Below are 24,828 nucleotides of genomic sequence, written 5' to 3'. Positions count from 1 at the left end.
TCACGGTCCTTCTCCCAGATAGGCTTCGATCACGGCGGGGTCGCTCCGGATCCGATCCGGGTCCCCCTCCGCGATCTTGACGCCGTAGTCGAGCACCGTGATCCGCTGGCAGATTCCCATCACGACCTTCATGTCGTGCTCGATCAGGAGCACGGTGAGCCCGTAGAACTCCCGCGCTTGGCGGATCAGCTCCATCAGCGTCTGGGTTTCCTGCGGGTTGAGCCCGGCCGCGGGCTCGTCGAGGAGCAGCAGCCGCGGCTCGGCCGCGAGGGCGCGGGCGATCTCAAGACGGCGCTGCTGGCCGTACGGAAGACTGCGCGCCGGCGAGTCGCGATACTGGGAGAGCGCGAACGTCTCGAGCAGCGCGTCGGAGCGCTGGAGGATGTCGGCCTCCTCGTCCACCGAGCGCTGGGTCTCGAGCACGCTGTCGAGGAGCCGGGCGCGCGCATGCGTGTGGCAGGCGATGCGGACGTTGTCGAGACAGGTCAGCTCCGCGAAGAGCCGGGGGCTTTGAAACGTGCGCGCCACCCCGCCGCGGGCGATCGCGCTCGTCGGGCGCCCGTGGATCGGCTTCCCCTCGAAGACGATCTCCCCCTCGGTGGGAGTGTAGACCCCCGTGATCAGGTTGAAGACCGTGGTCTTCCCCGCTCCGTTCGGCCCGATCAGCCCGGCCAGAATGCCCGGCGGAAGATCGAGGTCCAGATCCGAGACGGCCTTGAGCCCGCCGAACATGCAGGTCACGCCGCGAAGGGCGAGGATCGCGCTGACGGCGGGGACGGGAGCAGTATTCATGGCGTCCCGGCCGGCCGCGGCCGCCTCCACAGCCGGGTGAGCCCTCGGACGGAGAGCTCGCCGCGGCCCAGGATCCCCTGCGGCCGCACGATCATGAGAACGATGAGGAGAATCGAATAGATGATGAGGCGATCGGAGCTCGCGAAGCGGAGCGCCTCGGGGAGCGCGGTCAGAATGGTCGCGCCGAGGAGAGAGCCCGTCAGGCTCCCCATGCCTCCAAGCACCACCATCACGATCACCTCGATCGACTTCATGAACGTGAAGCTGTTCGTGTGGAGATACGTGTAGTGGGCGAAGAGAGCGCCCGCCGCGCCCGCGAAGAAGGCCGCGATGACGAACGCCATGACCTTGTACCTCGTCGTCGGCACGCCGAGCGACTCGGCCGCGATCTCGTCCTCGCGGATCGCGAGGAACGCCCTCCCGTGATAGGAGCGCATCAGGTGGCGTATGACGACGAACGTGCCGAGCACGCCGCCCAGCACCCACGCGAGATTGGTCCGGTGCGGAACCCCCGCGAATCCGCGCGCGCCGCCGACCGCCTCGACATTCAGAATGACGACCCGAATGATCTCCCCGAACCCGAGCGTCACGATCGCCAGGTAGTCGCCGCGGAGCCGCATCGAAGGGAGCCCCACGAGAAATCCAGCGACCGCGCTGCACGCTCCGCCGAGGAGGATCGCGCAGAGGAGCGGGAAGGCGGCGCCGAGCCCTCCCTCCGCGGCATCGACTCCGAAGAGCTTCGGCACGGCGTAGACCGTGAACGCGGCCGAGGTGTAGGCGCCGACCGCCATGAATCCGGCATGTCCGATCGAGAACTGGCCGGTGATCCCGTTCACGAGGTTCAGGCTGAGCGCGAGGATCGCGTTGAGCCCACAGAGCACGAGGATTCGATAGATGTACGGGTTGACCGCCTGGGCGGCGATCCGGTCGAGCGCCCAGGCCGCGAGGAGGGTCCCCGCGGTCCAGAGGACGCGGCGCCCCAGGCTAAACTTTCTCTGCGACATTCCTTCCCAGGAGCCCCGCCGGCTTGATCAGGAGCACGAGGATGAGGATCACGAACGCGATCCCGTCCCGGTAGGTGGAGGAGACGTACCCGACCACGAGGTATTCCGAGACGCCCATCAGGAGTCCGCCGATCACGGCGCCCGGGACGCTCCCGATTCCGCCGAGCACGGCGGCGACGAACGCCTTGATCCCGGGCATGATCCCCATGAGGGGCTCGATCTTGGGATTCGTGAGCCCCACCAGCACGCCGGCCGCGGCCGCGAGGGCCGATCCGATCGCGAACGTGATCGTGATGATGCGGTTCACGGGGATCCCCATGAGGCTCGCGGCGTCCCGGTTGAACGATACGGCCCGCATCGCCTTCCCAGTCCGCGTCCGCTGGACGAAGAGGGTGAGCCCGATCATGAGGAGAATGGACACCACGACCACCGTGATTTGGTGGTTCGTCACGAGGACGCCGCCGGGAAGCTCGATCCGGCGCGGCGCGATCAGCTGCGGAAAGAACTTGGGGTCGGCGCCGAACACGCGGAGCCCCACGTTTTCGAGCAGGAGCGAAACGCCGATCGCCGTGATGAGCGCCGTGATGCGAGAGGAGCGGCGGACCGGCCGGTACGCGAAGAACTCGATCGCCATTCCCAGGATGGCGCAGACGAGCATCGCGCCGAGGAGCACCAGAACGGCGGCGAACGGCGAGGCGTTGGCGCCGCCCGCGCCGGTCCAGAGGGCGAGGTAGTACGCGACGAACGCCCCCACCATGTAGACGTCGCCGTGCGCGAAGTTGATGAGGCGCAGGATCCCGTAGACCATCGTGTATCCCAGCGCGATGAGGGCGTAAATGCTTCCCCACGCGATCCCGTTTGCGAGCTGCTGGAAGAGCTCCTGCACGTGGGGGCTGGGATATCGCCGCGGCGGTCTAGGGCTCGACCGCCGCGACGTACTTGTACGCTCGGTTCTCGATCCCGAGGAACACGGCGGGCTTGACCGCGTTCCGCGAAGCGTCGAGGGAGATCCGCCCCGTCACGCCCGGGAAGTCCTTCGTCGACGCGATCATGTCGCGGAGCTTGGCGCGGGCCGGCTTCTGCTTGTCGCTCCGCGGCCCGCACAGGGCCTTGAACCCGGCCGGATCCTCCTGGCGAAGCCGCTCGAGCGCGCTCGTGAGCACGCCCGCGGCGTCATAGCCGAGCGCGGCGAGGCCGTCCGGGGTGGCGTTGTAGCGCGCGCGGTACTCCGTCACGAACTTCTGGATCGCCGGGTTGGGATCCTCCACCCAGTAGTGATTCACGAAGTAGGAACCGTTCAGCGCATCCTGCGCGATCTCGAGCAGACGATCCGACACCCAGCCGTCTCCACCCAGGAGCGGCACGGTGATCCCCAGCTCGCGGGCTTGCCGCGCGATCAGCCCGACCTCGGTGTAGTAGCCGGGGACCATGATGAACTGCGGATGCTTCGCCTTGATGACGGTGAGCTGTGCTCGGAAGTCCTGGTCCCCTTCGGAGTAGGCCTCGTCGGCGACGATGGCCCCGCCCATCGCGTGGAATGCCTCGGAGAAGTAGTTCGCGAGCCCGACCGAGTAGTCGTTCTTGTTGTCGCGGAAGACCGCGGCCTTGGTCAGCCCGCGCGTGCTCTTGGCGAATTTCGCGATCATCTGTCCCTGGAATGGATCGATGAAGCAGACGCGGAAGATGTAGTCGCCCAGCTCGGTCACCTTGGGGTTCGTGGACGAGGGCGTGATCATCGGAACGCCCGCCTGCTGGCAGATCGGGGCCGCCGCCATGCTGCGGCTCGAGGCCACCTCCCCCAGGACCGCGACGACGCCGTCCTGGTCGACCAGCTTGTTCACGGCCGTGGCCGCCTCCTCGGGCTTCGACTGATCGTCCTCGACAATGACGTGGAGCTTGGCTCCTCCCACGCCGCCCGCGGCGTTTACGTTGTCGACGTAGAGCTCGATCCCGTTCTTGGTCGAGACGCCAAAGGTCGCCGTGCTGCCGGTCAGCGAGCCGTACTCTCCGATGACGATCTCGTTCTCTCGCTTGGCGCAGCCCAGAACCGTCGCCGCGGCGAGCGCGAGCACGACGGCGGGCCGCAGGGATGTCCGAAGCCGGATCATCTTCGAGCCTCCATGGCGTAAGTGTTTGCAATCCATAGGACTTTCCTGCGAATCCTAGGGGGCCACCCTAGCCGAACGACCTGCCGGATTCAAGGCTCAACCGGCGCGTCTTGGAAGGGGACGGCCTTCCCTGCGCGGATCACGAGGCGCTCCGGGAAGGCGGGCACGACCGGGCGGAGCGCGCGCAGCTTGCGCCCCTCCGGCGTCTCATAGACCTGGCTCCGAAGGGCCTCCCGAAGCTGGGACGCGGTCACGCACCCCGCCTCGATCGCCCGATCGATGGCGAGGCCGGTGAGGTATCCCCGGACCGACATGCGCGTGGGCGGCTCCCGGAACACGTGGATGTATCGCGTCTGGAACGAATCCCGCGGGGCGCCCTCCAGCGCGTAATCGTCCATGAAGATCGTGGCTCCCTCCAGGCCGGCGCGCGCCTCCTCGTTCAATCCCTCCGGATCGAGCGACTGGAAGCCCAGGATGCGCGCGTCGGGCCAGGCGGTGCGAATCTGCGCCCCCACGTTCCCGACCATCCGTGGAGGTCCGATCAGGACGAGCGCCGTGGGGCGTTTGCTCTTCAGCGCCTGGAGCGGCTTCGTGAAATCGGCGGTTTCCTCCTTCACCCACCGGGTCCCGAGCACGCGGACCGCCGAGAAATCGCACGCCTTCACGACGGCGATCGTCTGGGCGGAGTCGTCCGGCGTCCGGGCCGCGAGGATCGCGATCGTGGAGTGCGGCGACTCGCCGGCCATCTGCCGGGCGAGCGCCGCCGCCGTGGCGGCGGGACCGATGTGGAGCTGGAAGACCCCGTCGCCGAGGATCGCGAGGCGCTCGTTCGTGGCCGAAGGCGAGATCAGGATGGCGCCCAGGACCTGGGTCGCGGCGGCGAGCGGCGCGGTGTTGGCGCTGAAGATCTCGCCGACCAGGAGCGACACGCCGTGATCCTTGAGCAGCCATCGCGATTTTCGGGCGCCCACGAGGGGATCGGCCTCGGAATCGTGGAGGATCAGGTTGAGCGTCGGGGACCAATCGCGGTTGTGCTCTTCCATCGCGACGCGGAGGCCGTTCACGAAGGTCTTCCCAAAGCGCTCGTAGCGACCCGAGAGCGGAACGACGATCCCGATCCGCGTGAGCCCCTGGGCGGCCCGCTTGATGGCGACCGAATCGAGTGGGCAATTCTCCATCGAGTCGACGATGTCCTGAAGCACTTTCCTGGCTGAGTCGGTCGGGGCCGCGGCGAGGCCCAGGCGCGCGGCCCAGGCGCGCTCCGCCGCGCGGGTCATCGGGTCGAGCCTCGCAACCTCCGGCGACGACGCGTACTCGAGGGCCCAGGCCGCGGCGGCGGAATCCTTGGGGCGCTCGAGGAGCCGCGCCTTGAGCTCCCCGGCGCGGTTCGAGGGATAGTGGCGGTCGACGATCGTCGTGGGCGCCGTCGCGGTGGGCGCAGCCGTGGCGGGCGCCGCCGCTTTCGGAGCGGGCGGAGAGGCGGGAGCGGACGCCCCGCCGCAGAGCGAGGCAAGGAGGGCCGCCGCGCCAACGAAGCCGCCCGTCGCCGCCAGGGCGCGGAACCGGTCAGCGCGCCGCATGGAGGGCCGCGTGCTCGCGGGCCAGCTCGACGTAGTGGCGAGCGGATTCGCGCAGCCGCGCGTGAATGGCGGGCGGAATGGCGCCCCGGATAACGCCCGGCACGCCGGCTACAAAGGAGCGGGGCGGCACGATCGTTCCTTCCAGCACGACGCACCCCGCGGCGACGAGCGACTCCTCCCCGATCTCGCAATCATCGAGCACGATCGCCCCCATTCCGATGAGACAGCGGTCGCGGATCGTCGCGCCGTGGAGAATCGCGCGATGGCCGGCCGTGACCTCGCTCCCGACGGTGAGCCCGGAGCGCCCGCCTGTTACGTGGAGGATGCAGCCGTCCTGGATGTTCGTTCGAGCCCCGACTCGGATCGGTCCGACGTCCCCGCGGAGGACCGATCCATACCATACCGACGACTCCTCCCCCAAAATGACGTCGCCCACCACGACGGCGGTGGGCGCGATGAAGGCGGACGCGGGGACGACCGGAGCCCGCCCGCGGAGCGGGGCGATCACGGCCGCGATGGGAGGATCTCGCCGGCTAGAGATCTTCGGGATTCCACTTCCCGAAGTCCTCGGGGTTCATCTCCTCGAGGTAGCGGCGCAGCTCCTCCGCCTTCTCCTCGGGGGACTTCTCGGCGGGCGTCGCCGTACCGGGCTGGCGCGCCGACTTCTTGAAGACCTCGTCCACGACGAAGATCGGGACCCGCGTGCGGAGCGCGACCGCGATCGAATCGCTGGGCCTGGCATCGACTGGGACCGCGCCCGAGCCCCCATCCAGGTAGATGTTGGCGAAGAAGGTCGTGTCCTTGAGGTCGGTGATCACCACGCGCGAGACCTTCCCTTTCAGGGATTCGATGACGTTGACCAGGAGATCGTGCGTGAGCGGCCGCTGATACCGTTTCCCCACCAGCTCCATGTGAATCGCGGTCGCCTCGTTCGGTCCGATCCAGATGGGGAGCACCCGCGTGCCTTCAATCTCTTGAAGTATGACCACAGGGCTTTTCGATCGCTCGTCGATGGCGAGACCGCCCACCCGAACGGGGATCATGCTCATGGCGGCTACTTCGATCCTCCCGGTCCCGCCCTCCCCGAGTCGGGGCCGGCCGACGTGCCGCCCTCGCCCCCGGAGTCGTCATCTTTCAAATCGGGGCCGGGCAATCCCATGTTCTCGATCATCCACTTCGCGGACCCGGCGAGCTCCGAGTCGGGATGGACCCGGAGGAACTCTTCGAACTCCCTGCGGGCGAGGTCGTATTCCCCCATCTCCTCCGCGTACGTGAAGCCGATCATGAACTGCGCCTGGATCGAGACCTTCTCGTCGGGATAGCGCTTCACGAGCTCCTTGTAGAGCTCGATCCGCTGAAGCGGGGTCACCGCGGCCTGCGCCTCCTTGAAATAGTCCTCCGCGGTCTTGCTCGGCTTCAGGGCGACCTTGATCGAGTCGTCGAAGATGGTCGCGCTGGACTGGAGGAGCGAGTCGGTGAACGTCTTCCCGTACTTCTCCCGCTGCTCCGACTTGAGGCGCGTCGCGATTCGCGATTTCGTCGCCTCGAACGGCTGGACGGTTTCGTCTTCGCGCGTCTCGACCCGGATCAAGTGCCAGCCGGACACGCCCTGGAGCGGCTGACTGATCTGGTCGATCGGGAGGGAGTAGGCCGCGGCCACGATCGCGGGCGCCTTCCCGATTCCGGGCACGAGATCGCTGTCCTTGGCGACCCAGCCGATGAGCCCGCCGTCGCCCTTGGTGGCCTTGTCGGTCGAGTACTTCGCGCAGGTCTGATCCCAGAGGGCCCCCTTCTCGAGCGCCCGCCGGATCTCCAGCGCCTTCGCCCGGGTCGGCACGACGATGTGGCGGACCTTTGCGCGGGCATGGATCGCGAATTCCTGCTGATGCGCCTCGTAGTACGTCTTGAGCCCCGAGTCCTCGATCGCGGGGAGGGCCTGGATCTTCATCTCGTAGAACCGTCGCATGAGGAGGTCGCGCGAGCTGAGCTTGACCTGCGCCAGGTAGGATGAGTCCCGCTCGAGGCCGGCGCGCACCGCGGCGTTGTACACCGCTTCCTGGACGACCATCCGCTTGACCACGTCACGATATCCGTCCGGATCGCGCAGCTGGCTCTGAGCCGACGGCGGCGCGGTGGCGATCAGGGAGTCCACGTCGTGGCGGGTGATCCTTCTGCCGCCCACGATCGCGAGGGTCGGCCCGAGCGTATCGTGCCCGGCCGGCCGCCAGACCTTTGCCTTCCCGGCTGCGCCGGGACGCGAGGCGGCGCCCGTGCCTTGGGCCGGCTTCGGGCCGCCGGAACACCCGATCAGAAACGAGGCGGAGAGCGAGAGGAGCGCGAGCAGGAGCGGCGCCAGGGAGCGGGGCGGGCGTCCGTTCGATTTAACCTGTCGAATCATTTCCGCACAACCCACACTTTCACGGGCGCCTCGACGTCCTGGAATAGATGAACCGGCACCTCGAACACCCCGAGCGCCTTCAGCGGTTCCGCCAGCCGGATATTCTTTCGCTCCACGTCGTAGCCCTGGGCCTTGAGCGCGTCCTGGATGTCGACCACCGTGATCGACCCGTAGAGCTGGTCCTCCTCGCCCACCTGGGCGCTGAACTGGAGCGAGACGCCGGCCAGTCGATCGCGAAGGGTCTCCGCCGACTGACGCTGCTTCTGTTCCAGGGAAACCCGCGCCCGCTCCCGATCCCGGAACACGGCCTGCGAGTTTCCGGTCGCCGCGATCGCCTTCTTGCGCGGCAGCAGATAGTTTCGGGCATAGCCGTCGGCGACGCGCACGGCCGCTCCGCGCTTCCCCAGCCCCGTGATGTCCTCGAGCAGAATGATCTCCATCGTTCCTCCCTCTCTAGCCTTCGTCGCCGCCACTACCGTCGCCGAGCGAGCCCGAGGGGCCCAGCACGGCGCGGCGGCGGAAATCGTACCACGCGTCGAAAAAGCCGATCCCCAAAAACACGACCAGGAGAATCGGCATGAGAACGATCAAAATCAGGATCGCCGCCTGAATGATCCCACGAAGCTCGAACGCGATCGACATGAACCGCGCGACCGCGAAGCCCTGGATGGTGTACGCCACCGCGAGCGGAAAGGCGAGGTTCACCCCGGCTTCCACCGCCGGCTTCACCTGCGTCACGATCAGGACCAGCGCCAACGCCACCGCCCAGGCCCCCGCGCGATGGACCCTCCACGTGGAGAACTCCGCGAAGGACGGGAACCCCTCCTCGTCCTGGAACAGCACCGACGCGAGCCAGCAGTTGATCGCCATGACCAGGACCCACTTCAAGGCAAACAGCGACGGCAGAAGCAGAGTCCAGATCTTCCCGGTCTTTTCGAGCGCCAGCTCGAAATCGGCGGCCGAGAGACCGAGCGCCTGCGACACCCGGTGCTCGCTCTCGAGGCGGCGCAACTCCTCGATCCGGAGCGCGAGAAGGCGGCTCAGCTCGTCCAGCCCGCCGAAGATGAGATACGCGGCTCCCACGGCCAGCACCGGCGTCGCGGAGAGCACGAGCGTCGTCGAGGCGCCCACTCCGCGGCGCGCGCAGGAAGCGAGACACAATCCCGATCCCGCCAGCACGGCCACGAAGAAGAGCTGCGACGGCTCGCGGAGCCCCGCGGAGTAGACCGCCCCCAGGGTCGCCGTTGCCGCGAGCGCTCCGAGGAGCAATCCCACGCGCCGCGCGAGCCAGAGGATGCCGACCGGAAGAAGGCCGTACGCCCAGGGGATCGGGGCCGGTACATCGCTCGAAGCGGCCGCGATCAGCCCCGCGCCGAGCAGCAGAACGCCGACGGCGCGGGCGCCCTCGAGGAGGGCGGCCGGCCGGCCGGCGTCAGCGGTATTGCTCACTCGTGAACGGGAGGAGCGCCAGGATGCGGGCGCGCTTCACGGCCTCGGTAATCTGAGACTGGTGACGGGCGCACGTGCCCGAGATCCGGCGCGGCACGATCTTCCCGCGGTCGGTGATGAACCGCGTAAGCCGCCGGTCATCCTTGTAATCGATCCGGTCCACCTTGTCGAAACAGAGCTTGCAGAACTTACGTCGAAACGATCTCGCTTCGCCTTCGCGAGCCATCCATACCTCCTAAGAGTCGGGTCCCAGGGAAATCGTCATCGGGCGCCGAAGCCCTACTCCGCCGCCGGCGCTGCCGCGACCGGGCTCGCCGAGGCTGCCTCGGCGGCCTTCGCCGCGGCTTCCGCGGCCGCTGCCAGGGTCTTCCTCGATTCCTTTACGGCAAGCACCGTGAGATGCCGGAGCACGCTCTCGTTCAGCCGAAAGCGGCGGTCCATCTCCGCGATCAGCTCGGGCGGACTCTTGTGCTTGACGTGAACGTACGTGCCGTCCCGGCGCTTGCGGATCATGTAGGCGAGCTTGCGCTTGCCCCAACGCTGCACTTCGATCACCTCGCCGCCCGCCTGCGCAATCGGCTGCGTGATCCTCTCCACCTCTTCGTTCACCCGCGCCTCCTCGAGGCCGGGGTCGAAGACCACCGTCGTTTCATACAGTTTCATCGTCCCCTCGCTCCTCCGTGGTATCGCGTCCGAACCGATTCCAACGGTTCATGGCTTGCGTCAGACCTTCTGCGGCCGCGTCGAACGCGCACTCGGCCGCCGCCTCGATCACCCGCGGCACGCCCGCCCGCTCCTCTTCCGAGAAGCGTCCCAGGACGTACTCCGGGAGCTCTTCCGAGGGCGGCGCCGGACCGACGCCGATACGAAGCCTCGGAAATTCCTCGGACCCGGTCGCTTCCAAGATCGACTCGAGCCCTTGATGCCCCGCCGTTCCGCCGCGGGCGCGAACACGAAGCGTCCCGAACGGCAGATACACGTCGTCGTAGATCACCAGAATCTCCGAAGCGATCCACCCCTCCGCGAGAAGCGCGCGGATCGTCGCTCCGCTTCGATTCATATACTCCTGAGGCTTGACCAGGAGCACCTTGTGACGCCCCGCGCGCCCGTCGCCGCGAAGCGACCCACCGTCCCGGCGGAAGCCCGCGAAGCGACCGACTCGCTTCGACAGCGCGTCCACCGCCAGAAACCCGGCGTTGTGGCGGGTGCCCTCGTACTCCGCGCCCGGATTCCCGAGGCCGACGACGACCTTGACCTCGTTAACCTTCCTTGCCTCCCTTGCCTGCCTCGGGCTTCTTGCCCTTTCCTTCTCCCTCGTCCTCCTGCTCTTCCTCGTCCTTCTTGCCCGACACGAGCTCGGGTTCGGTGACGACGGCTTCCTCCGCCGGCTTCACTTCCTCGAGAATCGTCGGCGGCACGACCGCGGCGATGGCCCGTGTCGCGTCGGTCTTGATGGTGATCCGGTCCGCCTTGAGGTCGCTCACGTGGAGCGAGTCGCCGATGTTCAGGCCGCTCACGTCCACTTCCAGGCGCGACGGGATGTCGGTCGGAAGACACTCGACCTCCACTTCGCGGAGCAGGTGCTCGAGAATTCCGCCCCCGTCCTTCACGCCGGTGGGGGTGCCGAGCAGCACGATCGGAACCTCGACGATGATCCGCTCCGTGAGCGAGATGTGCTGCAGGTCGAGGTGAAGGATCGTCCCCCCGACCGGATCTCGCTGAATCTCGCGGATCAGAGCCTTCCGCTCCGGAGAAGAATCTCCCCCGACCCGGAGGTCGACGATCACGTTCGAGCCCTCGGCCGAGTGGATCAGCTCCTCCAATTCCTTCAAGCTCACGACGAGGGGAATCGGCTCCTCGCCGCGGCCGTAGTAGACCGCCGGAATCCGACCCGTCATCCGGAGCTTCCTCGCGACGCCCTTGCCGACGTCGCTCCGACGCTCGCCCTTCAGTGCTAGGGTGCCCATGTCGCCACTTCCTCCATTGTGCTTCCGCGTTTCAGATAAACAGCGAGCTGAGCGATTCCTCGTCGTGGATGCGACGGATCGCCTCGCCCAAGAGATCAGCCACCGAAAGGACCCGGATCTTCTCCGGGAGGGTGGATGGGTCGTGCGGGAGGCTGTCGGTGACGATCAGCTCCTTCACCACCGAGCGGTCGATTTGCCGCTTGGCGTCGCCGCAGAGCACGCCGTGCGTCGCGGCGGCGTAGATTTCGAGCGCCCCCGCGTCTTTCAGGGCCCGCGCCGCCTCGATCAGCGTCGAGCCCGTGCTCACGATGTCGTCGAAGATCACGACGTTCTTCCCGTCCACTTCACCGATCACGTTCATCATCTCCACCGCGTCCGGCCGCGGCCGCCTCTTGTCGACGATGGCGAGGCTCGCGCTGAGCCGCTTCGCGTACGCGCGCGCCATCTTCACGCTCCCGATGTCCGGCGCCACGACCACCATGTTCGGGATCTGGAGGCGCAGGAAATAGTCGACCAGGACCGGCGCCGCGTAGAGATGATCGAACGGGATGTCGAAGAATCCTTGGATCTGCGCCGAGTGGAGATCCATCGTCATGACGCGATCGGCTCCCGCCGTCGTGATCAAGTTCGCCACCAGCTTGGCCGTGATCGGCACCCGCGGCTGGTCCTTCCGGTCCTGCCGCTGGAAGCCGAAGTACGGAATGACCGCCGTTACCCGCCGGGCCGAAGCGCGCCGCACCGCGTCGATCATCACGAGGAGCTCCATCAAATTGGTCGCCGGCGCGAACGTCGGCTGGAACACGAAGATGTCGGAGCCTCGGATGTTCTCGTTGATCTTGACGAACGTCTCGCCGTCCGCGAACTGGTCCACGCTGGCGTCGCCGATCTCTATCTGCAGGTAGTCGCAGATCGCCGCCGCGAGCGGCCGGTTGGCGTTGCCCGTGAAGAGGCGCAGGCGAGTCTCCGCGGAGCGCATCCGCGGGGATTCTGGTTGAGCCTTGGCCGAGGGCGCAGCGCGCCGATCCGTTGCCAGCTTCACAGTCATCGCGACCTCCCTGAAAACGATGCCGAATAAAAAAGACCCGAAGACCGATTGACGGCTTCGTCAATCGGGCCCGAGGCGCCGCGCGGCGCTCGCTGGACCGGAGGACGAAGCCTCCGGGGCCCGGCGATCGAGGTCAATTGTCTTGGGTCGAGACGGGGACCGCTCGCGGCCCGCCGGCCGGACTCAGTTGTGTGTTGTTCCTATCTTCACTACTTCCCGCGGCAGTATGGTTGGGGCGGGAGGATTCGAACCTCCGAATGGGAGATCCAAAGTCTCCTGGCTTACCACTTGCCGACGCCCCAATGCATCACCACGAGGAATCCCTTCCCCCGATCGGACCTCTAGGGATCGGCGCCACGGTACAAACGCCCTCTAGAGCACCGTTCCGATTAGGGAGGGCTGCTTCGCCCGTTCCCTTTGATATTCGTCGAGAATCCGATCCTCGATGAACTTGCGCGTCTCGTTGTTGATCGGATGGGCCACATCCTGGTACGTCCCATCCGGACGCTTCCGGCTCGGCATCGCGACGAACATCCCGTTGGTGCCTTCGATGATCTTGAGACCCCGGATCACGAAGGCATCGTTGAACGTCATGCTGGCGAAGGCTTTGAGCTTATCATCGTCCCTGAGCGATACGCGGACTTCAGTTATCTCGAGTGTCATAACCGTCTCACCCGCCTCGAGTTCCGGGCCCCGATCCCTCGAAGCCCTAAGGACCTCACCGATGTCTCTGGCCTCGCACCGCATTGCCGCCGTCGTGGGGGACGATGAAATTACGCACGTCGGGCAACGTAGACGCCTCGCTCCAGAGTCCTGACCACACGAACCTCAGCGCCCCGACCCGCGATTCCCTTCGCGGCCCTCATCGCCTCGTCGAACGAGCGCGTGACACCGTAGAGTGTCGATCCGCTCCCCGACAGCAGCGCATTCACCGTGCCGCAGCCGATGAGTGAGCGCTTCAGCTCTGCGAGACTTGGGAACTCTGGAAGGACAACGTCCTCGAAAACGTTGTGCATCGCGTCCGCAACCGCGCCCCACTCCCGGCTACCGATCGCCGACGCGAGGAGAGTAGCTCCGCGCGATTTCGGTGTCAAATAAAATCTGATGCGGCCGTAGGCCCAAGTTGTTGAAATTGCTATAGGTGGGGTTACGAGGACCGCCCAGAAGGGCTCGATGGGACAAAGTTGTCTCACCCTCTCGCCCCGGCCCGTCGCGCGCGCCGTTCCGCCCTCGAAAAAGAAAGGAACGTCAGAGCCAAGTCGCGCCCCCAATGATTGAAGCTCGGTCTTCGTGAGCCTCAGCGCGAGCAGATGATTCACTCCCGCGAGTAAACCGGCAGCGTCGCTGCTCCCGCCGCCGAGCCCTGCTCCGATCGGAATAGGAATTTCGCCTCTGCCGCGCGCTCGGAGATGAGATGCCAAGCCCGCTCCACGAGGTTGGGGCCGTCCGCTGGTATCGGGATCCCGCGCGTGTGGAGCGCGAAGCCCTCCGGCGCCGCCTCGAGCGTGAGCTCGTCCTCGAGCGTCACCGCTTGCATGATCGTATCGACTTCGTGGTATCCGTCTTCGCGGCGTCCGAGAACCCACAGGCCCAGATTGACCTTTGCCGGGCATCGAACCCGGATCGCGGCGGGCGCGACCATGACCTAGCGGCGGGACCAGGTGAGAATGGCGAGAACCGCAAGCGCCCAGAGGGCGACGTTCACGAAGGTCGCGCGGTCGCGAAGCAGGTGCTCGGAGGGATTGCCGCCCTTGTCCTGCGCGTACATGAGGTAGAGGTAGCGGAAAATTCCGTACAGGACGAACGGGATGGTGAGGTAGAGGGGACGGCCCCCGAACTTGGCGACCGTCTCGGGAGCGATCGTATAGATGGAGTAGGCGAGCACGGTGGCGCTGGTCACGACGGCCACGAGCTGGTCGAGGAGCTTCTCGTTATAGCTTCCGAGTGCCGCGCGGTGGCGCGACGCGTCTCCTTCGAGAACGGCGAGCTCGTGCCGGCGCTTTCCGATCGCGAGAAAGAGCGCGAGAAAGAACGCGCAGAGGAGAAGCCACGGGCTGATCTCGATCTGCTGTCCTCCGGCGCCGCTTCGATCCCGGAGGAGCTCGACCCCGGCCGTGGCGCGAAGCACGAATCCGAGCGCGATCGATACAACGTCGAGAAGCACGACCTGCTTGAGAAAGAGCGAGTACGCGACCGTGAGCGCCACGTAGGCGGCCGCCGTCGCGCCGAACCGCGGTCCGAGGAAAAAGCAGCCGCCCAGGCCGGCGGCCAGAAGCACCGCGGACCACGCCATGGCCGCGCGGATTGGGAGGCGGCCCGACGCGACCGGGCGATTCCGCTTGTCGGGATGGAGCCGGTCCCGCTCCACGTCGAGGACGTCGTTCGCCAGGTAGGCGCCCGAGACCGCGATCGAGAACGCGAAGAATCCGGCGACGGCGGCCAGGACGAACGGCGGCTCGAGAATCTTGAGGGTGAAGACCAGGCCCGCGAAGAGGACGAGGTTCTTCGTCCACTGATAGGGCCGCATCGATCGCAGAACGTCGCGGATCACCGCCGGGCCATCTCCTCCGCCCGCTCGCAGCAGAGATGGCCGAGGGCGAGGTGGGCTTCCTGGACGCGCGGCGTGGAGCGGCTCGGGACCACGATGCAGAGATCGCAGCGGCGGGCGAAGGCGGCCCCGCGCGCGCCGGTCAGGCCCGCCACGCGAAGCCCACGCGCCCGGGCCGCGCGGACCGCCGCGAGGACGTTCGGCGATTTCCCGCTGGTCGTAAGCACGACGAGGAGATCGCCGCGGCGGCCCAATGCTTCGATCTGCCGCGAGAAGATGCGCGCGAAGCCGTAGTCGTTCCCGACGGACGTGAGGATCGAGCTGTCGGTCGTGAGCGCCACCGCCGGGAGCGCGCGGCGCTCGCGAACGAAGCGCCCGACCAGCTCGGCCGCAAGGTGCTGCGCCTCGGCCGCACTCCCGCCGTTTCCGCAGAAGAAGATCGTCCGGCCGCGCGCCAAGGTCGAGCCGAAGAGCTTCGCCATCCGCTCGATCCGGGCCCCGTCCCGCGCGAGCAGCTCGAGGAGGAGCCCCGCCGACTCTTCCAGCCCGCGGCGGATCGAGCTCGCCACCCCTGAGCCGACCGCAGAGCTCGCGCGCTTCACGCGGGCTCCCCCGCGATCGCCTTCCGGGAGGCCAGGTAGTGGTGGACCGCCTCCTCCCACGGTCTCAGGCTCTCCCCGGTCAACGCGTGGAATCGCGCGCCCGAGAGGACCGAGTATTTGGGGCGCGGCGCGGGCCGTCGGAATTTTTCGGAAGTGGTCGGCGCGACGGTGGCCGGGGATCCAAGATACCGCGCGATCTCGACGGAGAGACCGTGCCAGGTGGTCTGGCCGGAGTTGGTGACGTGGACCGTTCCGAGCGCGCCGCGTCGAAGGAGGATCTCGATCGCGTGGGCCAGATCCCGCGCGTAGGTCGGCGATCCGCGCTGGTCGTCGACCACCTCGAGGTTCTCGCCGCGGCCGAGCTTCGTCGCGATCGTATCGACGAAGTTCTTCCCTCCCGGGCCGAAGAGCCAGGAGGTGCGGACCACGAGGCAGGGCGCGCCCGAAGCCCGCGCCGCCTCCTCGCCCGCGAGTTTCGTTCGCCCGTACACGTTGATCGGACCGGTAGGATCCTCTTCCATGTAGGGGGACCCTTTGGAGCCGTCGAACACGTAATCGGTGCTCACGTAGACGAAGATCGCGCCCCGCTCGCGCGCCAGATCCGCCACGTGGCGCGTCGCGTCCCGATTGACCGCCATGGCCCGGTCGGGCTCCGATTCGCACCCGTCGACGTTGGTCATCGCGGCCGCATGGACGACGGCCTCGAAGGCGATCGACTTGCCGGCCCCGCGGACCTGCGCCTCGTCGGTCAGGTCGGCCTCGTCCCGTCCCCAGAGGTAGAGCGTGTGCGCTCCCCCCAACCGCTCGGAGAGGGCCCGTCCCAGAATTCCGTTCGCGCCGGTGATCAGGACACGCATGGGCCCTACAGGACGTCCACCAAGCTCGAATCGCCGAGCATGAAGCGGTAGGCCGAGGGCTTCCGCTGCGAGCGCTGGATGCTGACCTCCTTGCCGATCAGGCTGGCTTCGATCCGGACCGGGACATCCTGGATCGTGCAGCGCTCGAGGACGATCGAGTGCTCGATCTCGCTGTTCCGGATCGTCACGTCGTCGTAGATCGACGAGAACGGTCCGATGTACGAATTCTCGATGACGCACCGCTCGCCCAGGGTGAGCGGGCCGCGGAGGATCGAGTTCTTGACGACGGTCCCCTTCGAGACGATCACCTCGCCCTCGGCCTTCGTCTGGGCGTCGAGCGTGCCCTGGAGCGAGCGCTTGGCGCGCGAGAGGACCATGCGGTTCGCCTCGAGAATGTCCTCGAGCTTTCCCGTGTCCTTCCACCACCCGTCGATGATGTGGTGCCGTACGACCCGCCCGCGGTCGATCAGGTGCTGGATCGCGTCGGTGATCTCGAGCTCGTTCCGGAACGACGGCTTGATCGCGTCGACCGCCTCGAAGATGGTGGCGTCGAACATGTAGACGCCCACGAGGGCGAGATCGGACTTGGGCTCCTTCGGCTTCTCGACCAGCCGCTTGATGCGATCTCCGTCCAATTCGGCGACGCCGAACTCCTCCGGGTGCGGGACCCGCGCGAGGAGGATCTGGCTGTTCGGACGGTCGCGCCGGAACTCCTCGACCAGCGGCGTGATCCCGTCCAGGATGAGGTTGTCGCCGAGGTACATCACGAAGGTGTCCTCGCCCAGGAATCCCTGGGAGACCTTCACCGCGTGCGCGAGGCCGCGCGGCGCGTCCTGCCGGATGTACGTGACCTTGATCCCGAACGCGGACCCGTCCCCCACCGCGGCGCGGATCTCCGCCTCGGTGTCGCCGACGACGATCCCCACGTCCGTGATCCCGGAAGCGCGGATCGCTTCGATCCCGTAGAAGATGATCGGCTTGTTCGCGATCGGCACGAGCTGCTTGGCGCTCGTGTGGGTGATCGGCCGAAGCCGCGTTCCCTTGCCGCCGCTCAGGATCAGGGCCTTCATCGCCATGCTCAGACCGTCACCACGGCGCCGTGGACGGCGTCGGTGAAGGGGCGCACGGGGAGCCCCCGTTCGTGCGCGGTGCCCGTCACGATGAACCGCGCGCCCGCGGCGACCAGCGCGGCCGCCTCGGCGGGATGGCGGATGCCGCCGCCGACCGCGACCGGCGTCGGCACGGCGCGCGATACCGCGCGGACGAGGGAGGCGGGCACGTGGCTACGGGCTCCGCTCCCGCCTTCGAGGTAGACCATCGCCATCCCGAGGCAGGCCGCCGCCTGAGCGTGGGCCACGACCCGGGCGGGCGGCTCGGCGGGAAGCGGCGAGGTGCCGGTCGCGCGCGCGACGGTCGACTCCTCCGAGTCTCCGATCAGGAGATACCCGGTCGGAATCGCCTCGATCCCCCACGCCAGGAGCTTGGGCGCGCCGCGGACCTGCTCGTCCACGAGGTAGCGCGCATCGCGGCCGGAGAGGAGCGAGAGGAAGAGAACCGCGTCGACCCCGGGAAAGAGCTGATCGGCGGCGCCGGGGAACAGGATGATCGGAAGGTCGGCGCCGCGTCGAATCGCGCCGAGAATGAGGGCGGGATCCCGCTCAGGCGGCGTGCTGCTCCCGATCAGGATCGCGTCCACGAACGCATCCGCGCACTCGCGCGCGAGATCGGTCGCGCGCTCCGGCGAAACGCGATCCGGGTCGATCAGAACGAGGTGCGCCGCGCCCTGGCGAACCGCCGACTCGACGAGCGACCGTCCGATGTCTCTCATGCGCCCCTGGCCACTCATGCGCCCGCCGACCTCGCCGTCTTCGATCCCTTCAAGCGCTCCTCCGCGAACGCGACACCTCTCTCCAAGATCTCACGGAGACGCGACGCGTCCTTCGCGCCGGCCACCGCCATCTCTTTCTTCCCTCCGCCCTTGCCCCCCGCGATCGATACGGCGTCGCGCACCCAGGCATCGGCCGCCAAGCGATCCACCGCCTCCGGACCGACCGAGGCCGCGACCGAGAGCTTCCCGTCGATCACGGCGGCCAGAAGTCCGCCCCCGTTGGGAAGCCCCTTTCGGATCAGGTCGCTCGCGTCGCGGAGCTCCTCCACGCTCGCCGCCTCCACCGAGGCCGAGACCAGCGGGGGATCGCCTTTCGTCTTGGCCTTCCGGATCAGCTCGAGAACCCGCTCGGTGAGCTGCTCCTTGCTCTGCTTCGTCTGGCGCTCGTGGAGCCGGCGCGCCTCTTCCTGGAGCGCTTGAACCCGGCCCGCCAGCTGCTCGCGCGGCGCGCCGAGGCGGGCGGCGAGCTCCCGGAGAAGCGCCCGATCCTCCTCCGCGCGCTTGTAGGCGAGCGCCCCGGTCAACGCCTCGACCCGCCGCGTCCCCGCGGCGATCGCGGCTTCGGACTCGATCCGCATGTAGCCGATCTCCCCGGTGCGCCGCACGTGGCATCCGCCGCAGAGCTCCCGGCTATAGTCCTCGACGATCACCTGGCGCACTCGCTCGCCGTATTTCTCCCCGAAGAGGGCCATCGCTCCCTTCTCCTGCGCTTCCTTGAGCGACGTGATCTCGGTCCGGACCGGAAGGTCGGCTAAGATCTTCGAATTCACCTCGCCCTCGATCGCGTGGAGATCCTCGGGCCCGAGCGCCTTCCCATGGCTGAAATCGAAACGAAGACGGTCGGGCGCGACGAGCGAGCCGGCTTGCTTCAAGTGGGTGCCCAGCCGTCCGCGGAGCGCCGCGTGCAGGAGGTGCGTGGCGGTGTGATTCCGCTGGGTCGCCGCGCGCTTCTCCGCGTGGACCTCGGCGCGGTACGGGCCGGCGTGCGGCGTCCCTTCCACGATCTCCGCCCGGTGGACGATCGAATCGCCCTCCCGGTACGTATCGACGACGCGGAGGCGCGCCTTCGCGGCGCCCTGCATCGACGTGATCCAGCCGGTATCCCCGACCTGCCCGCCCCCTTCCGCGTAGAAGGGCGTCCGGTCTAGCGTGAGCTCGATCTCCCGGGGCGCGCCCGCGCCGCCGGCCGGGAGGTCGCGCATCGCGCGAATCGAGACGCCGTCGAGAGCCCACTCGTCGTATCCGCGAAATTCCGAGTGCGGCCCCTCGCTCAGGGAGCGCCAGGCGCCCCCCTCGTCGCGGCGCGATCCGAACCGCGCCGACTTTCGCGCGCGATCGCGCTGCTCCTCCATCGCGCCCTCATACGCGGGCATGTCGACCGTGAGGCCGCGCTCGCCCGCCATCTCGATCGTCAGGTCGATCGGAAATCCGAACGTGTCGTAGAGCTGAAAGGCAACCGCGCCCGGGAACGACTTTTCCTTCCGCTTCTCCAGTGCCGCCGCGGTCTCCTCGAAACGCGCCACTCCCTGCTCCAACGTCTCCGCGAACCGCGTCTCCTCCTCGAGGATCGCCGCAGCGACCGCCGGCTCTTCCCGCTCGAGAAACGCGTACTCCTCGTACGCGGCCATCTGTTTCACGACGACGGGAACGAGACGCGAGAGGAACGTGCCCTGGATCCCGACGTAGCGGCCGAGCCGGGCCGCGCGGCGGAGCAGGCGCCGCACCACGTAGCCGCGTCCCTCGTTCGAGGGAAGCAACCCCTCGGCGAAGGTGAAGACGAGCGCGCGCATGTGGTCGGTGATGACGCGCGACGCGTGGCGGCCGCGGTCGCCCGCCGCTTCCTTGGCGCTCCCCATCCGCCGCACCGCGTCGCCGATCGGCGCTAGAAGATCGTTGTCGAAGACCGACGGAACGCCCTGGAGGATCATGGCGAGCCGCTCGAGGCCCATCCCGGTGTCGATGCCCCGGTTCGCGAGCGGCTTCCGCTCGCCCGTGGGTGCCTGGTCGAATTGGGGAAACACGAGATTCCAGAACTCGAGGAAGCGCTCGCAGTCGCAGCCGGGCGCGCATTCGGCGCGGCCGCAGCCGACCCCGGGGCCCTGATCCCAGTAGATCTCCGAGCAGGGGCCGCACGGGCCGGAGCCGCCCGCCGGGCCCCAGAAATTGTCCTTTTCGCCCAGGCGGACCACGCGCTTCGCCCCGAGGCCGATGTGCTTGGCCCAGAGATCGAAGGCCTCATCGTCCTCGCGAAACACCGAGGGCCAGAGCCGGTCCGCCGGCATCTCCAGAACCTTCGTGGCGAACTCCCACGCCCACTCGATCGCCTCGCGCTTGAAGTAGTCGCCAAACGAGAAGTTGCCCAGCATCTCGAAGAAGGTGGCGTGGCGCACGGTGATTCCGACGTTCTCGATGTCGGTGAGGCGAAGACACCGCTGGACCGTGACCGCGCGGCGCGTCGGCGGAGGGAGCGGCGACGAGTAGTACGGCTTGAACGGAACCATCCCCGCCGACGTAAAGAGCAGCGTCGGATCGTCGAGCGGGACGAGGGGAGCTTGGGGGAGGTGCGGATGCCCACGCTCCTTGAAGAAATCGATGAAGAGCTGGCGGAGCTCGTTGCTTCCGGTCGTTCGCATCAGTGTGGCTCTTGGCCCTCGTCTCTCGCGTAGGTCACAAGATCGCGCACGGTGCTCCAGTCGAACCCGCGCCGCACCAAGGCTCCTTGCATGCGGCGGGCGCGATCCGCGGCGTCGCGCCGGGCAAGGCGCCGCTCCATCTGCGCGAGCGCGGCCCGCGCCCTTCCCTCCTCGGTGTCGAGCGACCGCTCCGCGAGATCGGGGTCCTCCGCGAGGAGCTGATCGAGCTCCTCGAGAAGCGCGGCCGGGATTCCTCTTCGCCTGAGCTTCACGACGAGGAGCCGGCGTCCCTGCGGGCGGCGCGGGATCTCGGTCCGGAGAAAGGTGCGCATGAAGGCGCGGTCGTCCAGAAGTGAGACGCGGCGGAGCCGCTCGATGGCGCGCTCCACCGCGTCTTGGACGAATCCTCGTGCCAGGAGCCGGTCGAAGACCTCCTGCTCGGTCCTCGGTCCGCGCTCCAAGATCCGGAGCGCGGCCTCCTTGGCCGCGTCCTCCGAAATTGCCCGATCCGGTCGAAGCGGCATCGCCTCAGATCCGGACCCGGCGCTCTCCTCTGGCTTCCGGGGTCGCCGCGGCGGGTTGGTCCCCATCCTGGGCGGGCCGCGTGAGGCCAAGCGCCTCGCGCAGCTTCCCTTCGAGCTCCACCGTCGCGTCCGGGTGCTCCTTCAGCCAGAGCCGGGCGTTCTCCCGTCCCTGTCCGATCCGCTCTTCGCCATAGGAGAACCAGGTCCCGCTCTTCTGGATCATGTTCCGATCGACCGCCAGGTCGAGAAGCTCCCCTTGCCGGGAGATTCCCTCGTTGAAGAGGATGTCGAACTCGGCCTCCTTGAAGGGAGCCGCGACCTTGTTCTTCACCACCTTCACCTTCACGCGGCTGCCGATGTTGTTGTCGCCTTCCTTGATCGCGCCGATGCGTCGAATGTCCAGCCGGATCGACGCGTAGAACTTGAGCGCGCGCCCGCCGGTCGTCGTCTCCGGATTGCCGAACATGACGCCGATCTGCATGCGGATCTGGTTGATGAAGACCACCGTCGTCTTCGATTTCGAGATCGTTCCGGTGAGCTTGCGCAGCGCCTGCGACATGAGGCGCGCCTGAAGCCCCATGTGCGAGTCACCCATTTCTCCTTCGATTTCGGCCTTCGGAACCAGGGCCGCCACCGAGTCGATCACGATGATGTCGACCGCGCCGCTCCGCACGAGGTGCTCGGCGATCTCGAGCGCCTCCTCTCCGGTGTCGGGCTGAGAGACGTGGAGGCTGTCGATGTCGACCCCGATCCGCTTCGCGTAGTTCGCGTCGAGCGCGTGCTCGGCGTCGATGAAGACCGCGTGCCCGCCGGCCTTTTGGGCCTGGGCGATAACGGTCAGCGCGAGCGTCGTCTTGCCCGACGATTCGGGGCCGTAAATCTCGATGACGCGCCCCCGCGGCACGCCGCCGACTCCGAGCGCCGCGTCGAGCAGGATCGAGCCGGTCGGGATCGTCTCGACCTGGACGCGCGCCGAGTCCTCCCCCAGCTTCATGATCGCGCCCTTGCCGAACTGGCGCTCGATCTGCTGTACCGCGAGCTCGAGCGCCTTCGAGCGCTCCTTGTTGCTTGCATCCCTGGCCGATGGGCTCGTGGACGTGTTCCCTGCCATGTCGCGATTCCCCCTGATCTGTTTCTGGCGGTCCGTGCCGGGACCGGTTCGGGCCGGGGCGAAATTTAAGGACGTCGAAGTCGGGCTTCAGTGAGCGCAGTATACCGGGCTCCGGCCGGGTGTAGTTCACTTTTCATCACGCAGATGCGCTCGAGGGGCGCCGCGTGCGGAGCCGGCGCAAGGACAGCGTCCCGGAGCGCCTCCAGACCCCTGGCGCTCTCCCGCACGCGCGCGAGCGTCAGGTGCGGCCGGAACGGTTTCTCCGGCTCGCCGAACCCCCCGCGCCCCAACGCGTCATTCACCCCGCGGGCAATGGCGGAGACGGCCTCCTCCCCCTCGGCCAACCCGACCCAGACGACGCGCGGGCGATTCAAATTCGGAAACGCGCCGATCGGCCCCAGGCGGGCGTGAGGCGCCACGGCCTCCCCGGTCTCCCGGATCACCAGATCGCAGACGCGCTGGACCCCCGCGTCGTCGAGGTCCCCGAGGAATCGGAGCGTGATGTGCAGATTCTCGGGACGGACCCACGAGAGGCCCCGCATCTTCGACGCAAGCTCCCGGGAAATCGCCCCGAGGTAGTCCGTCCAGTCGGACGGGATCATCAACGCGATGAAGGTCCGCGTCACCTGCGCGAGAGAGCGAGTTGGCGGCGGGCCAGATCGAGAGCGTAGGCGGCCGACCGCGCGATGATCTCCGAGCGCGTGCCGCCCAGCACGTGCCTTGAGCTCCGCGTGCCCTCGCGGGTCGCGAGGCCGAGGTAGACCAGCCCTACAGGCTTCTCGACCGTTCCCCCTTCGGGGCCGGCGATTCCGGTGCTGGAGAGGGCCAGATCGCATTCGAAACGCTTGCGGGCGCCCGAGGCCATCTCCGCTGCCACCTCGGCGCTCACCGCGCCGTGCCGTTCCAGGGTCGGGCCCTTGACGCCCAGGATCTCCAGCTTCGCGCGGTTCGAGTAGGCGACGACGCCTCCCATGTAGTACCGCGAGGCGCCCGGCGTCTCCGTGATCGCGGCCCCGATCGCGCCGCCGGTGAACGACTCGGCCGTCGCGATCGTGAGGTTCTGCTCCGCGAGGATCGCCCCGAGCGCGGCCGAGAGCGACTCCTGCCCGCCGCCGTAGACGTGCTCCCCCGCCGCCTCCTTGACCCGGCGCTCGCACCGCTCGATCGCGTCGAGCACCCAGGCGGCCTCGGGAGCGGCTGCGGCGAGCGTGATGTCGACGCCCGAGGAGTGCGGCAGATAGCCGATCTTCACCATCGACTCCTCGGCCTCGATCTTCTGGAGCCGCTCGGCCATGGACGATTCGGAGATCCCGATCGTGCGAACGACACGCCGAGCCATTTCCATCCCGACGCGGCGGGAGCGGAGGTACGGGAGGACGTACTGCTCCATCATCGCCTCGGCCTCGGACGGAACGCCGGGGAGGCAGAAGAAGTCCGCCTCCAGGTGGGTCAAGTGGAGCCCCGGCGCGCTCCCGCGGGGGTTTTCGATGATGATCGCCCCCTTCGGGACCAGCGCCTGCGACTCGTTCATCGCCGGCATGTCGATCCCGCGCTCCCGAAAGCGGGCGCGGATTCGATCGAGCACCGCCTCGTCGAGAATGAGGCGGCGGCGAAATACGGTCGCGATCGCTTTGCGGGTCACGTCGTCGGAGGTGGGGCCGAGCCCGCCTGTGGTCACGACCGTCTTCGCCCGGTGCGCCGCGGCGCGAAAGATCTCGGCCATTCGCCCCGTGTCGTCGCCCACCGTCGTCAGGTAGAGGACCTCGACCCCGATCGAGGCCAGCTGCTCCACGATGCGCCCGGAGTTCGTGTCGCGGACGAGACCGTGCAGGAGCTCGGTACCGATCGTGATCACCTCGGCGCTCATCGGACCACGAGCGCGGCGGCGCGCAGGAGAAGGTTCGTCACGGCGGCGGCCAGGATGTCGTCGACCATGACCCCCCAGCCTCCGGGAAGGTGCTGGCTCTGGCGGATCGGGAACGGCTTCCAGACGTCGAGGCATCGGAAGAGCACGAACGCGAGGGCGAGCATGACGAGCGGCCTGCTCCCGAGCGGGACCGCCCACACGGCGAGAAGCATCCCCGCGATTTCGTCGATCACGATCGGGCCGGCATCGCGGCCGAGCGGGCGCTCCGCCTCGCCGGCCGCCCAAACGCCGAGCGCGGTCACCGCGAGGATGACGGCCCCGAGGATCCAGGGGTCGAAGCGGGGCAGGAACGGGAGGAGGCAGAGCGCGGTGCCGAGCGACGCCCACGAGGCGGGAGCGAGCGGGATGTAGCCGACGCCGAAGCCCGTCGCGAGCAAGACGGCGAGGCGCCGCAT

The 24,828-nt window shown here is 67.8% G+C and carries 28 protein-coding genes and 1 tRNA gene; all 29 read right to left on the bottom strand.

The window, feature by feature from the left end; all coding sequences use genetic code 11:
• Complete coding sequence (locus E6K79_06545; GenBank protein TMQ64693.1) at window positions 1-792, bottom strand: ABC transporter ATP-binding protein; 792 nt, start codon at window positions 790-792, stop codon at window positions 1-3.
• Window positions 789-1,796 carry a branched-chain amino acid ABC transporter permease gene (locus E6K79_06540; GenBank protein ID TMQ64692.1) on the bottom strand — a complete coding sequence of 336 codons (1,008 nt, stop codon included), beginning with the start codon at window positions 1,794-1,796 and terminating at the stop codon, window positions 789-791. Before E6K79_06540 ends, E6K79_06545 begins: the two co-directional genes overlap by 4 nt.
• Complete coding sequence (locus E6K79_06535; protein ID TMQ64691.1) at window positions 1,777-2,682, bottom strand: branched-chain amino acid ABC transporter permease; 906 nt, start codon at window positions 2,680-2,682, stop codon at window positions 1,777-1,779. Before E6K79_06535 ends, E6K79_06540 begins: the two co-directional genes overlap by 20 nt.
• Window positions 2,683-2,710: 28 nt before the next feature.
• Window positions 2,711-3,940, bottom strand: a complete 1,230-nt coding sequence (locus E6K79_06530; protein TMQ64690.1) for an ABC transporter substrate-binding protein — start codon at window positions 3,938-3,940, stop codon at window positions 2,711-2,713.
• 53 nt (window positions 3,941-3,993) lie between these two features.
• Window positions 3,994-5,484 (bottom strand): amino acid ABC transporter substrate-binding protein, encoded by a 1,491-nt coding sequence (locus E6K79_06525; protein ID TMQ64689.1) that lies wholly within the window; start codon window positions 5,482-5,484, stop codon window positions 3,994-3,996.
• Complete coding sequence (locus E6K79_06520; protein ID TMQ64688.1) at window positions 5,471-5,992, bottom strand: gamma carbonic anhydrase family protein; 522 nt, start codon at window positions 5,990-5,992, stop codon at window positions 5,471-5,473. Before E6K79_06520 ends, E6K79_06525 begins: the two co-directional genes overlap by 14 nt.
• 25 nt (window positions 5,993-6,017) lie before the next feature.
• Entirely contained in the window at window positions 6,018-6,533 is a 516-nt protein-coding gene (locus E6K79_06515) for a bifunctional nuclease family protein (GenBank protein ID TMQ64687.1), read from the bottom strand.
• Between the two features lie 5 nt (window positions 6,534-6,538).
• A complete protein-coding gene (locus tag E6K79_06510) occupies window positions 6,539-7,882 on the bottom strand; it encodes a tetratricopeptide repeat protein (protein ID TMQ64686.1) in 1,344 nt (447 codons plus the stop codon).
• Window positions 7,879-8,322, bottom strand: a complete 444-nt coding sequence (locus tag E6K79_06505; protein ID TMQ64685.1) for a 50S ribosomal protein L9 — start codon at window positions 8,320-8,322, stop codon at window positions 7,879-7,881. The genes E6K79_06510 and E6K79_06505 overlap by 4 nt, the downstream gene beginning before the upstream one ends.
• A gap of 13 nt (window positions 8,323-8,335) precedes the next feature.
• The gene (locus E6K79_06500) at window positions 8,336-9,331 is read right to left on the bottom strand and encodes a DUF2232 domain-containing protein (GenBank protein ID TMQ64684.1); all 996 of its coding nucleotides are present in this window, start codon (window positions 9,329-9,331) and stop codon (window positions 8,336-8,338) included.
• Window positions 9,315-9,557 (bottom strand): 30S ribosomal protein S18, encoded by a 243-nt coding sequence (rpsR, locus tag E6K79_06495; protein ID TMQ64683.1) that lies wholly within the window; start codon window positions 9,555-9,557, stop codon window positions 9,315-9,317. The genes E6K79_06500 and rpsR overlap by 17 nt, the downstream gene beginning before the upstream one ends.
• Before the next feature lie 53 nt (window positions 9,558-9,610).
• Complete coding sequence (gene rpsF / locus E6K79_06490; protein ID TMQ64682.1) at window positions 9,611-9,994, bottom strand: 30S ribosomal protein S6; 384 nt, start codon at window positions 9,992-9,994, stop codon at window positions 9,611-9,613.
• Entirely contained in the window at window positions 9,981-10,511 is a 531-nt protein-coding gene (locus tag E6K79_06485) for a peptidyl-tRNA hydrolase (protein TMQ64681.1), read from the bottom strand. Before E6K79_06485 ends, rpsF begins: the two co-directional genes overlap by 14 nt.
• Window positions 10,512-10,590: 79 nt before the next feature.
• The gene (locus E6K79_06480; protein TMQ64680.1) at window positions 10,591-11,298 is read right to left on the bottom strand and encodes a 50S ribosomal protein L25; all 708 of its coding nucleotides are present in this window, start codon (window positions 11,296-11,298) and stop codon (window positions 10,591-10,593) included.
• 31 nt (window positions 11,299-11,329) lie between these two features.
• Window positions 11,330-12,274, bottom strand: coding sequence for a ribose-phosphate pyrophosphokinase (locus tag E6K79_06475; protein TMQ64679.1), 945 nt, complete (start codon window positions 12,272-12,274; stop codon window positions 11,330-11,332).
• A 296-nt stretch (window positions 12,275-12,570) separates the two neighbouring features.
• Window positions 12,571-12,645 (bottom strand) — tRNA-Gln (locus tag E6K79_06470).
• 70 nt (window positions 12,646-12,715) lie between these two features.
• A complete protein-coding gene (spoVG, locus tag E6K79_06465) occupies window positions 12,716-13,006 on the bottom strand; it encodes a septation regulator SpoVG (protein TMQ64678.1) in 291 nt (96 codons plus the stop codon).
• Between the two features lie 110 nt (window positions 13,007-13,116).
• Window positions 13,117-13,956, bottom strand: a complete 840-nt coding sequence (gene ispE, locus E6K79_06460; GenBank protein ID TMQ64677.1) for a 4-(cytidine 5'-diphospho)-2-C-methyl-D-erythritol kinase — start codon at window positions 13,954-13,956, stop codon at window positions 13,117-13,119.
• A 32-nt stretch (window positions 13,957-13,988) separates the two neighbouring features.
• Complete coding sequence (locus E6K79_06455; GenBank protein TMQ64841.1) at window positions 13,989-14,870, bottom strand: decaprenyl-phosphate phosphoribosyltransferase; 882 nt, start codon at window positions 14,868-14,870, stop codon at window positions 13,989-13,991.
• Window positions 14,871-14,890: 20 nt separating this feature from the next.
• Window positions 14,891-15,448 (bottom strand): SIS domain-containing protein, encoded by a 558-nt coding sequence (locus tag E6K79_06450; protein ID TMQ64840.1) that lies wholly within the window; start codon window positions 15,446-15,448, stop codon window positions 14,891-14,893.
• A 41-nt stretch (window positions 15,449-15,489) separates the two neighbouring features.
• The gene (rfbD, locus tag E6K79_06445; GenBank protein TMQ64676.1) at window positions 15,490-16,350 is read right to left on the bottom strand and encodes a dTDP-4-dehydrorhamnose reductase; all 861 of its coding nucleotides are present in this window, start codon (window positions 16,348-16,350) and stop codon (window positions 15,490-15,492) included.
• Window positions 16,351-16,355: 5 nt separating this feature from the next.
• A complete protein-coding gene (locus tag E6K79_06440) occupies window positions 16,356-17,420 on the bottom strand; it encodes a glucose-1-phosphate thymidylyltransferase (GenBank protein TMQ64675.1) in 1,065 nt (354 codons plus the stop codon).
• An 8-nt stretch (window positions 17,421-17,428) separates the two neighbouring features.
• Window positions 17,429-18,196, bottom strand: coding sequence for a geranylgeranylglyceryl phosphate synthase family protein (locus E6K79_06435; protein ID TMQ64674.1), 768 nt, complete (start codon window positions 18,194-18,196; stop codon window positions 17,429-17,431).
• Window positions 18,193-20,871, bottom strand: a complete 2,679-nt coding sequence (gene alaS / locus E6K79_06430) for an alanine--tRNA ligase (protein ID TMQ64673.1) — start codon at window positions 20,869-20,871, stop codon at window positions 18,193-18,195. The genes E6K79_06435 and alaS overlap by 4 nt, the downstream gene beginning before the upstream one ends.
• Window positions 20,871-21,461 (bottom strand): regulatory protein RecX, encoded by a 591-nt coding sequence (locus E6K79_06425; GenBank protein ID TMQ64672.1) that lies wholly within the window; start codon window positions 21,459-21,461, stop codon window positions 20,871-20,873. The genes alaS and E6K79_06425 overlap by 1 nt, the downstream gene beginning before the upstream one ends.
• The gene (recA, locus tag E6K79_06420; protein ID TMQ64671.1) at window positions 21,400-22,506 is read right to left on the bottom strand and encodes a recombinase RecA; all 1,107 of its coding nucleotides are present in this window, start codon (window positions 22,504-22,506) and stop codon (window positions 21,400-21,402) included. The genes E6K79_06425 and recA overlap by 62 nt, the downstream gene beginning before the upstream one ends.
• A 65-nt stretch (window positions 22,507-22,571) precedes the next feature.
• On the bottom strand, window positions 22,572-23,132 hold the full coding sequence (gene thpR / locus E6K79_06415; GenBank protein TMQ64670.1) for an RNA 2',3'-cyclic phosphodiesterase: 561 nt from the start codon (window positions 23,130-23,132) through the stop codon (window positions 22,572-22,574).
• Window positions 23,129-24,508 carry a competence/damage-inducible protein A gene (locus E6K79_06410; protein TMQ64669.1) on the bottom strand — a complete coding sequence of 460 codons (1,380 nt, stop codon included), beginning with the start codon at window positions 24,506-24,508 and terminating at the stop codon, window positions 23,129-23,131. The genes thpR and E6K79_06410 overlap by 4 nt, the downstream gene beginning before the upstream one ends.
• Entirely contained in the window at window positions 24,370-24,828 is a 459-nt protein-coding gene (locus E6K79_06405) for a phosphatidylglycerophosphatase A (GenBank protein TMQ64668.1), read from the bottom strand. Before E6K79_06405 ends, E6K79_06410 begins: the two co-directional genes overlap by 139 nt.

The sequence above is a fragment of the Candidatus Eisenbacteria bacterium genome, from assembly GCA_005893305.1.
Taxonomy (GTDB): domain Bacteria; phylum Eisenbacteria; class RBG-16-71-46; order SZUA-252; family SZUA-252; genus WS-9.
This window is presented reverse-complemented; position numbering and strand designations above follow the sequence as displayed.

Coding starts and splice junctions, on each gene's coding strand:
- ispE (TMQ64677.1), bottom strand. CDS start 13,956: ATGCCCGGCAAAGGTCAATCTGGGCCTGTGGGTTCTCGGACGCCGCGA.
- E6K79_06510 (TMQ64686.1), bottom strand. CDS start 7,882: ATGATTCGACAGGTTAAATCGAACGGACGCCCGCCCCGCTCCCTGGCG.
- rfbD (TMQ64676.1), bottom strand. CDS start 16,350: ATGCGTGTCCTGATCACCGGCGCGAACGGAATTCTGGGACGGGCCCTC.
- E6K79_06455 (TMQ64841.1), bottom strand. CDS start 14,870: ATGCGGCCCTATCAGTGGACGAAGAACCTCGTCCTCTTCGCGGGCCTG.
- E6K79_06480 (TMQ64680.1), bottom strand. CDS start 11,298: ATGGGCACCCTAGCACTGAAGGGCGAGCGTCGGAGCGACGTCGGCAAG.
- spoVG (TMQ64678.1), bottom strand. CDS start 13,006: ATGACACTCGAGATAACTGAAGTCCGCGTATCGCTCAGGGACGATGAT.
- E6K79_06405 (TMQ64668.1), bottom strand. CDS start 24,828: ATGCGGCGCCTCGCCGTCTTGCTCGCGACGGGCTTCGGCGTCGGCTAC.
- E6K79_06410 (TMQ64669.1), bottom strand. CDS start 24,508: ATGCCTCGACGTCTGGAAGCCGTTCCCGATCCGCCAGAGCCAGCACCT.
- E6K79_06440 (TMQ64675.1), bottom strand. CDS start 17,420: ATGAAGGCCCTGATCCTGAGCGGCGGCAAGGGAACGCGGCTTCGGCCG.
- recA (TMQ64671.1), bottom strand. CDS start 22,506: ATGGCAGGGAACACGTCCACGAGCCCATCGGCCAGGGATGCAAGCAAC.
- rpsF (TMQ64682.1), bottom strand. CDS start 9,994: ATGAAACTGTATGAAACGACGGTGGTCTTCGACCCCGGCCTCGAGGAG.
- E6K79_06540 (TMQ64692.1), bottom strand. CDS start 1,796: ATGTCGCAGAGAAAGTTTAGCCTGGGGCGCCGCGTCCTCTGGACCGCG.
- E6K79_06545 (TMQ64693.1), bottom strand. CDS start 792: ATGAATACTGCTCCCGTCCCCGCCGTCAGCGCGATCCTCGCCCTTCGC.
- alaS (TMQ64673.1), bottom strand. CDS start 20,871: ATGCGAACGACCGGAAGCAACGAGCTCCGCCAGCTCTTCATCGATTTC.
- E6K79_06505 (TMQ64685.1), bottom strand. CDS start 8,322: ATGGAGATCATTCTGCTCGAGGACATCACGGGGCTGGGGAAGCGCGGA.
- E6K79_06435 (TMQ64674.1), bottom strand. CDS start 18,196: ATGAGTGGCCAGGGGCGCATGAGAGACATCGGACGGTCGCTCGTCGAG.
- rpsR (TMQ64683.1), bottom strand. CDS start 9,557: ATGGCTCGCGAAGGCGAAGCGAGATCGTTTCGACGTAAGTTCTGCAAG.
- E6K79_06525 (TMQ64689.1), bottom strand. CDS start 5,484: ATGCGGCGCGCTGACCGGTTCCGCGCCCTGGCGGCGACGGGCGGCTTC.
- E6K79_06530 (TMQ64690.1), bottom strand. CDS start 3,940: ATGGATTGCAAACACTTACGCCATGGAGGCTCGAAGATGATCCGGCTT.
- E6K79_06515 (TMQ64687.1), bottom strand. CDS start 6,533: ATGAGCATGATCCCCGTTCGGGTGGGCGGTCTCGCCATCGACGAGCGA.
- E6K79_06425 (TMQ64672.1), bottom strand. CDS start 21,461: ATGGGGACCAACCCGCCGCGGCGACCCCGGAAGCCAGAGGAGAGCGCC.
- E6K79_06475 (TMQ64679.1), bottom strand. CDS start 12,274: ATGCGCTCCGCGGAGACTCGCCTGCGCCTCTTCACGGGCAACGCCAAC.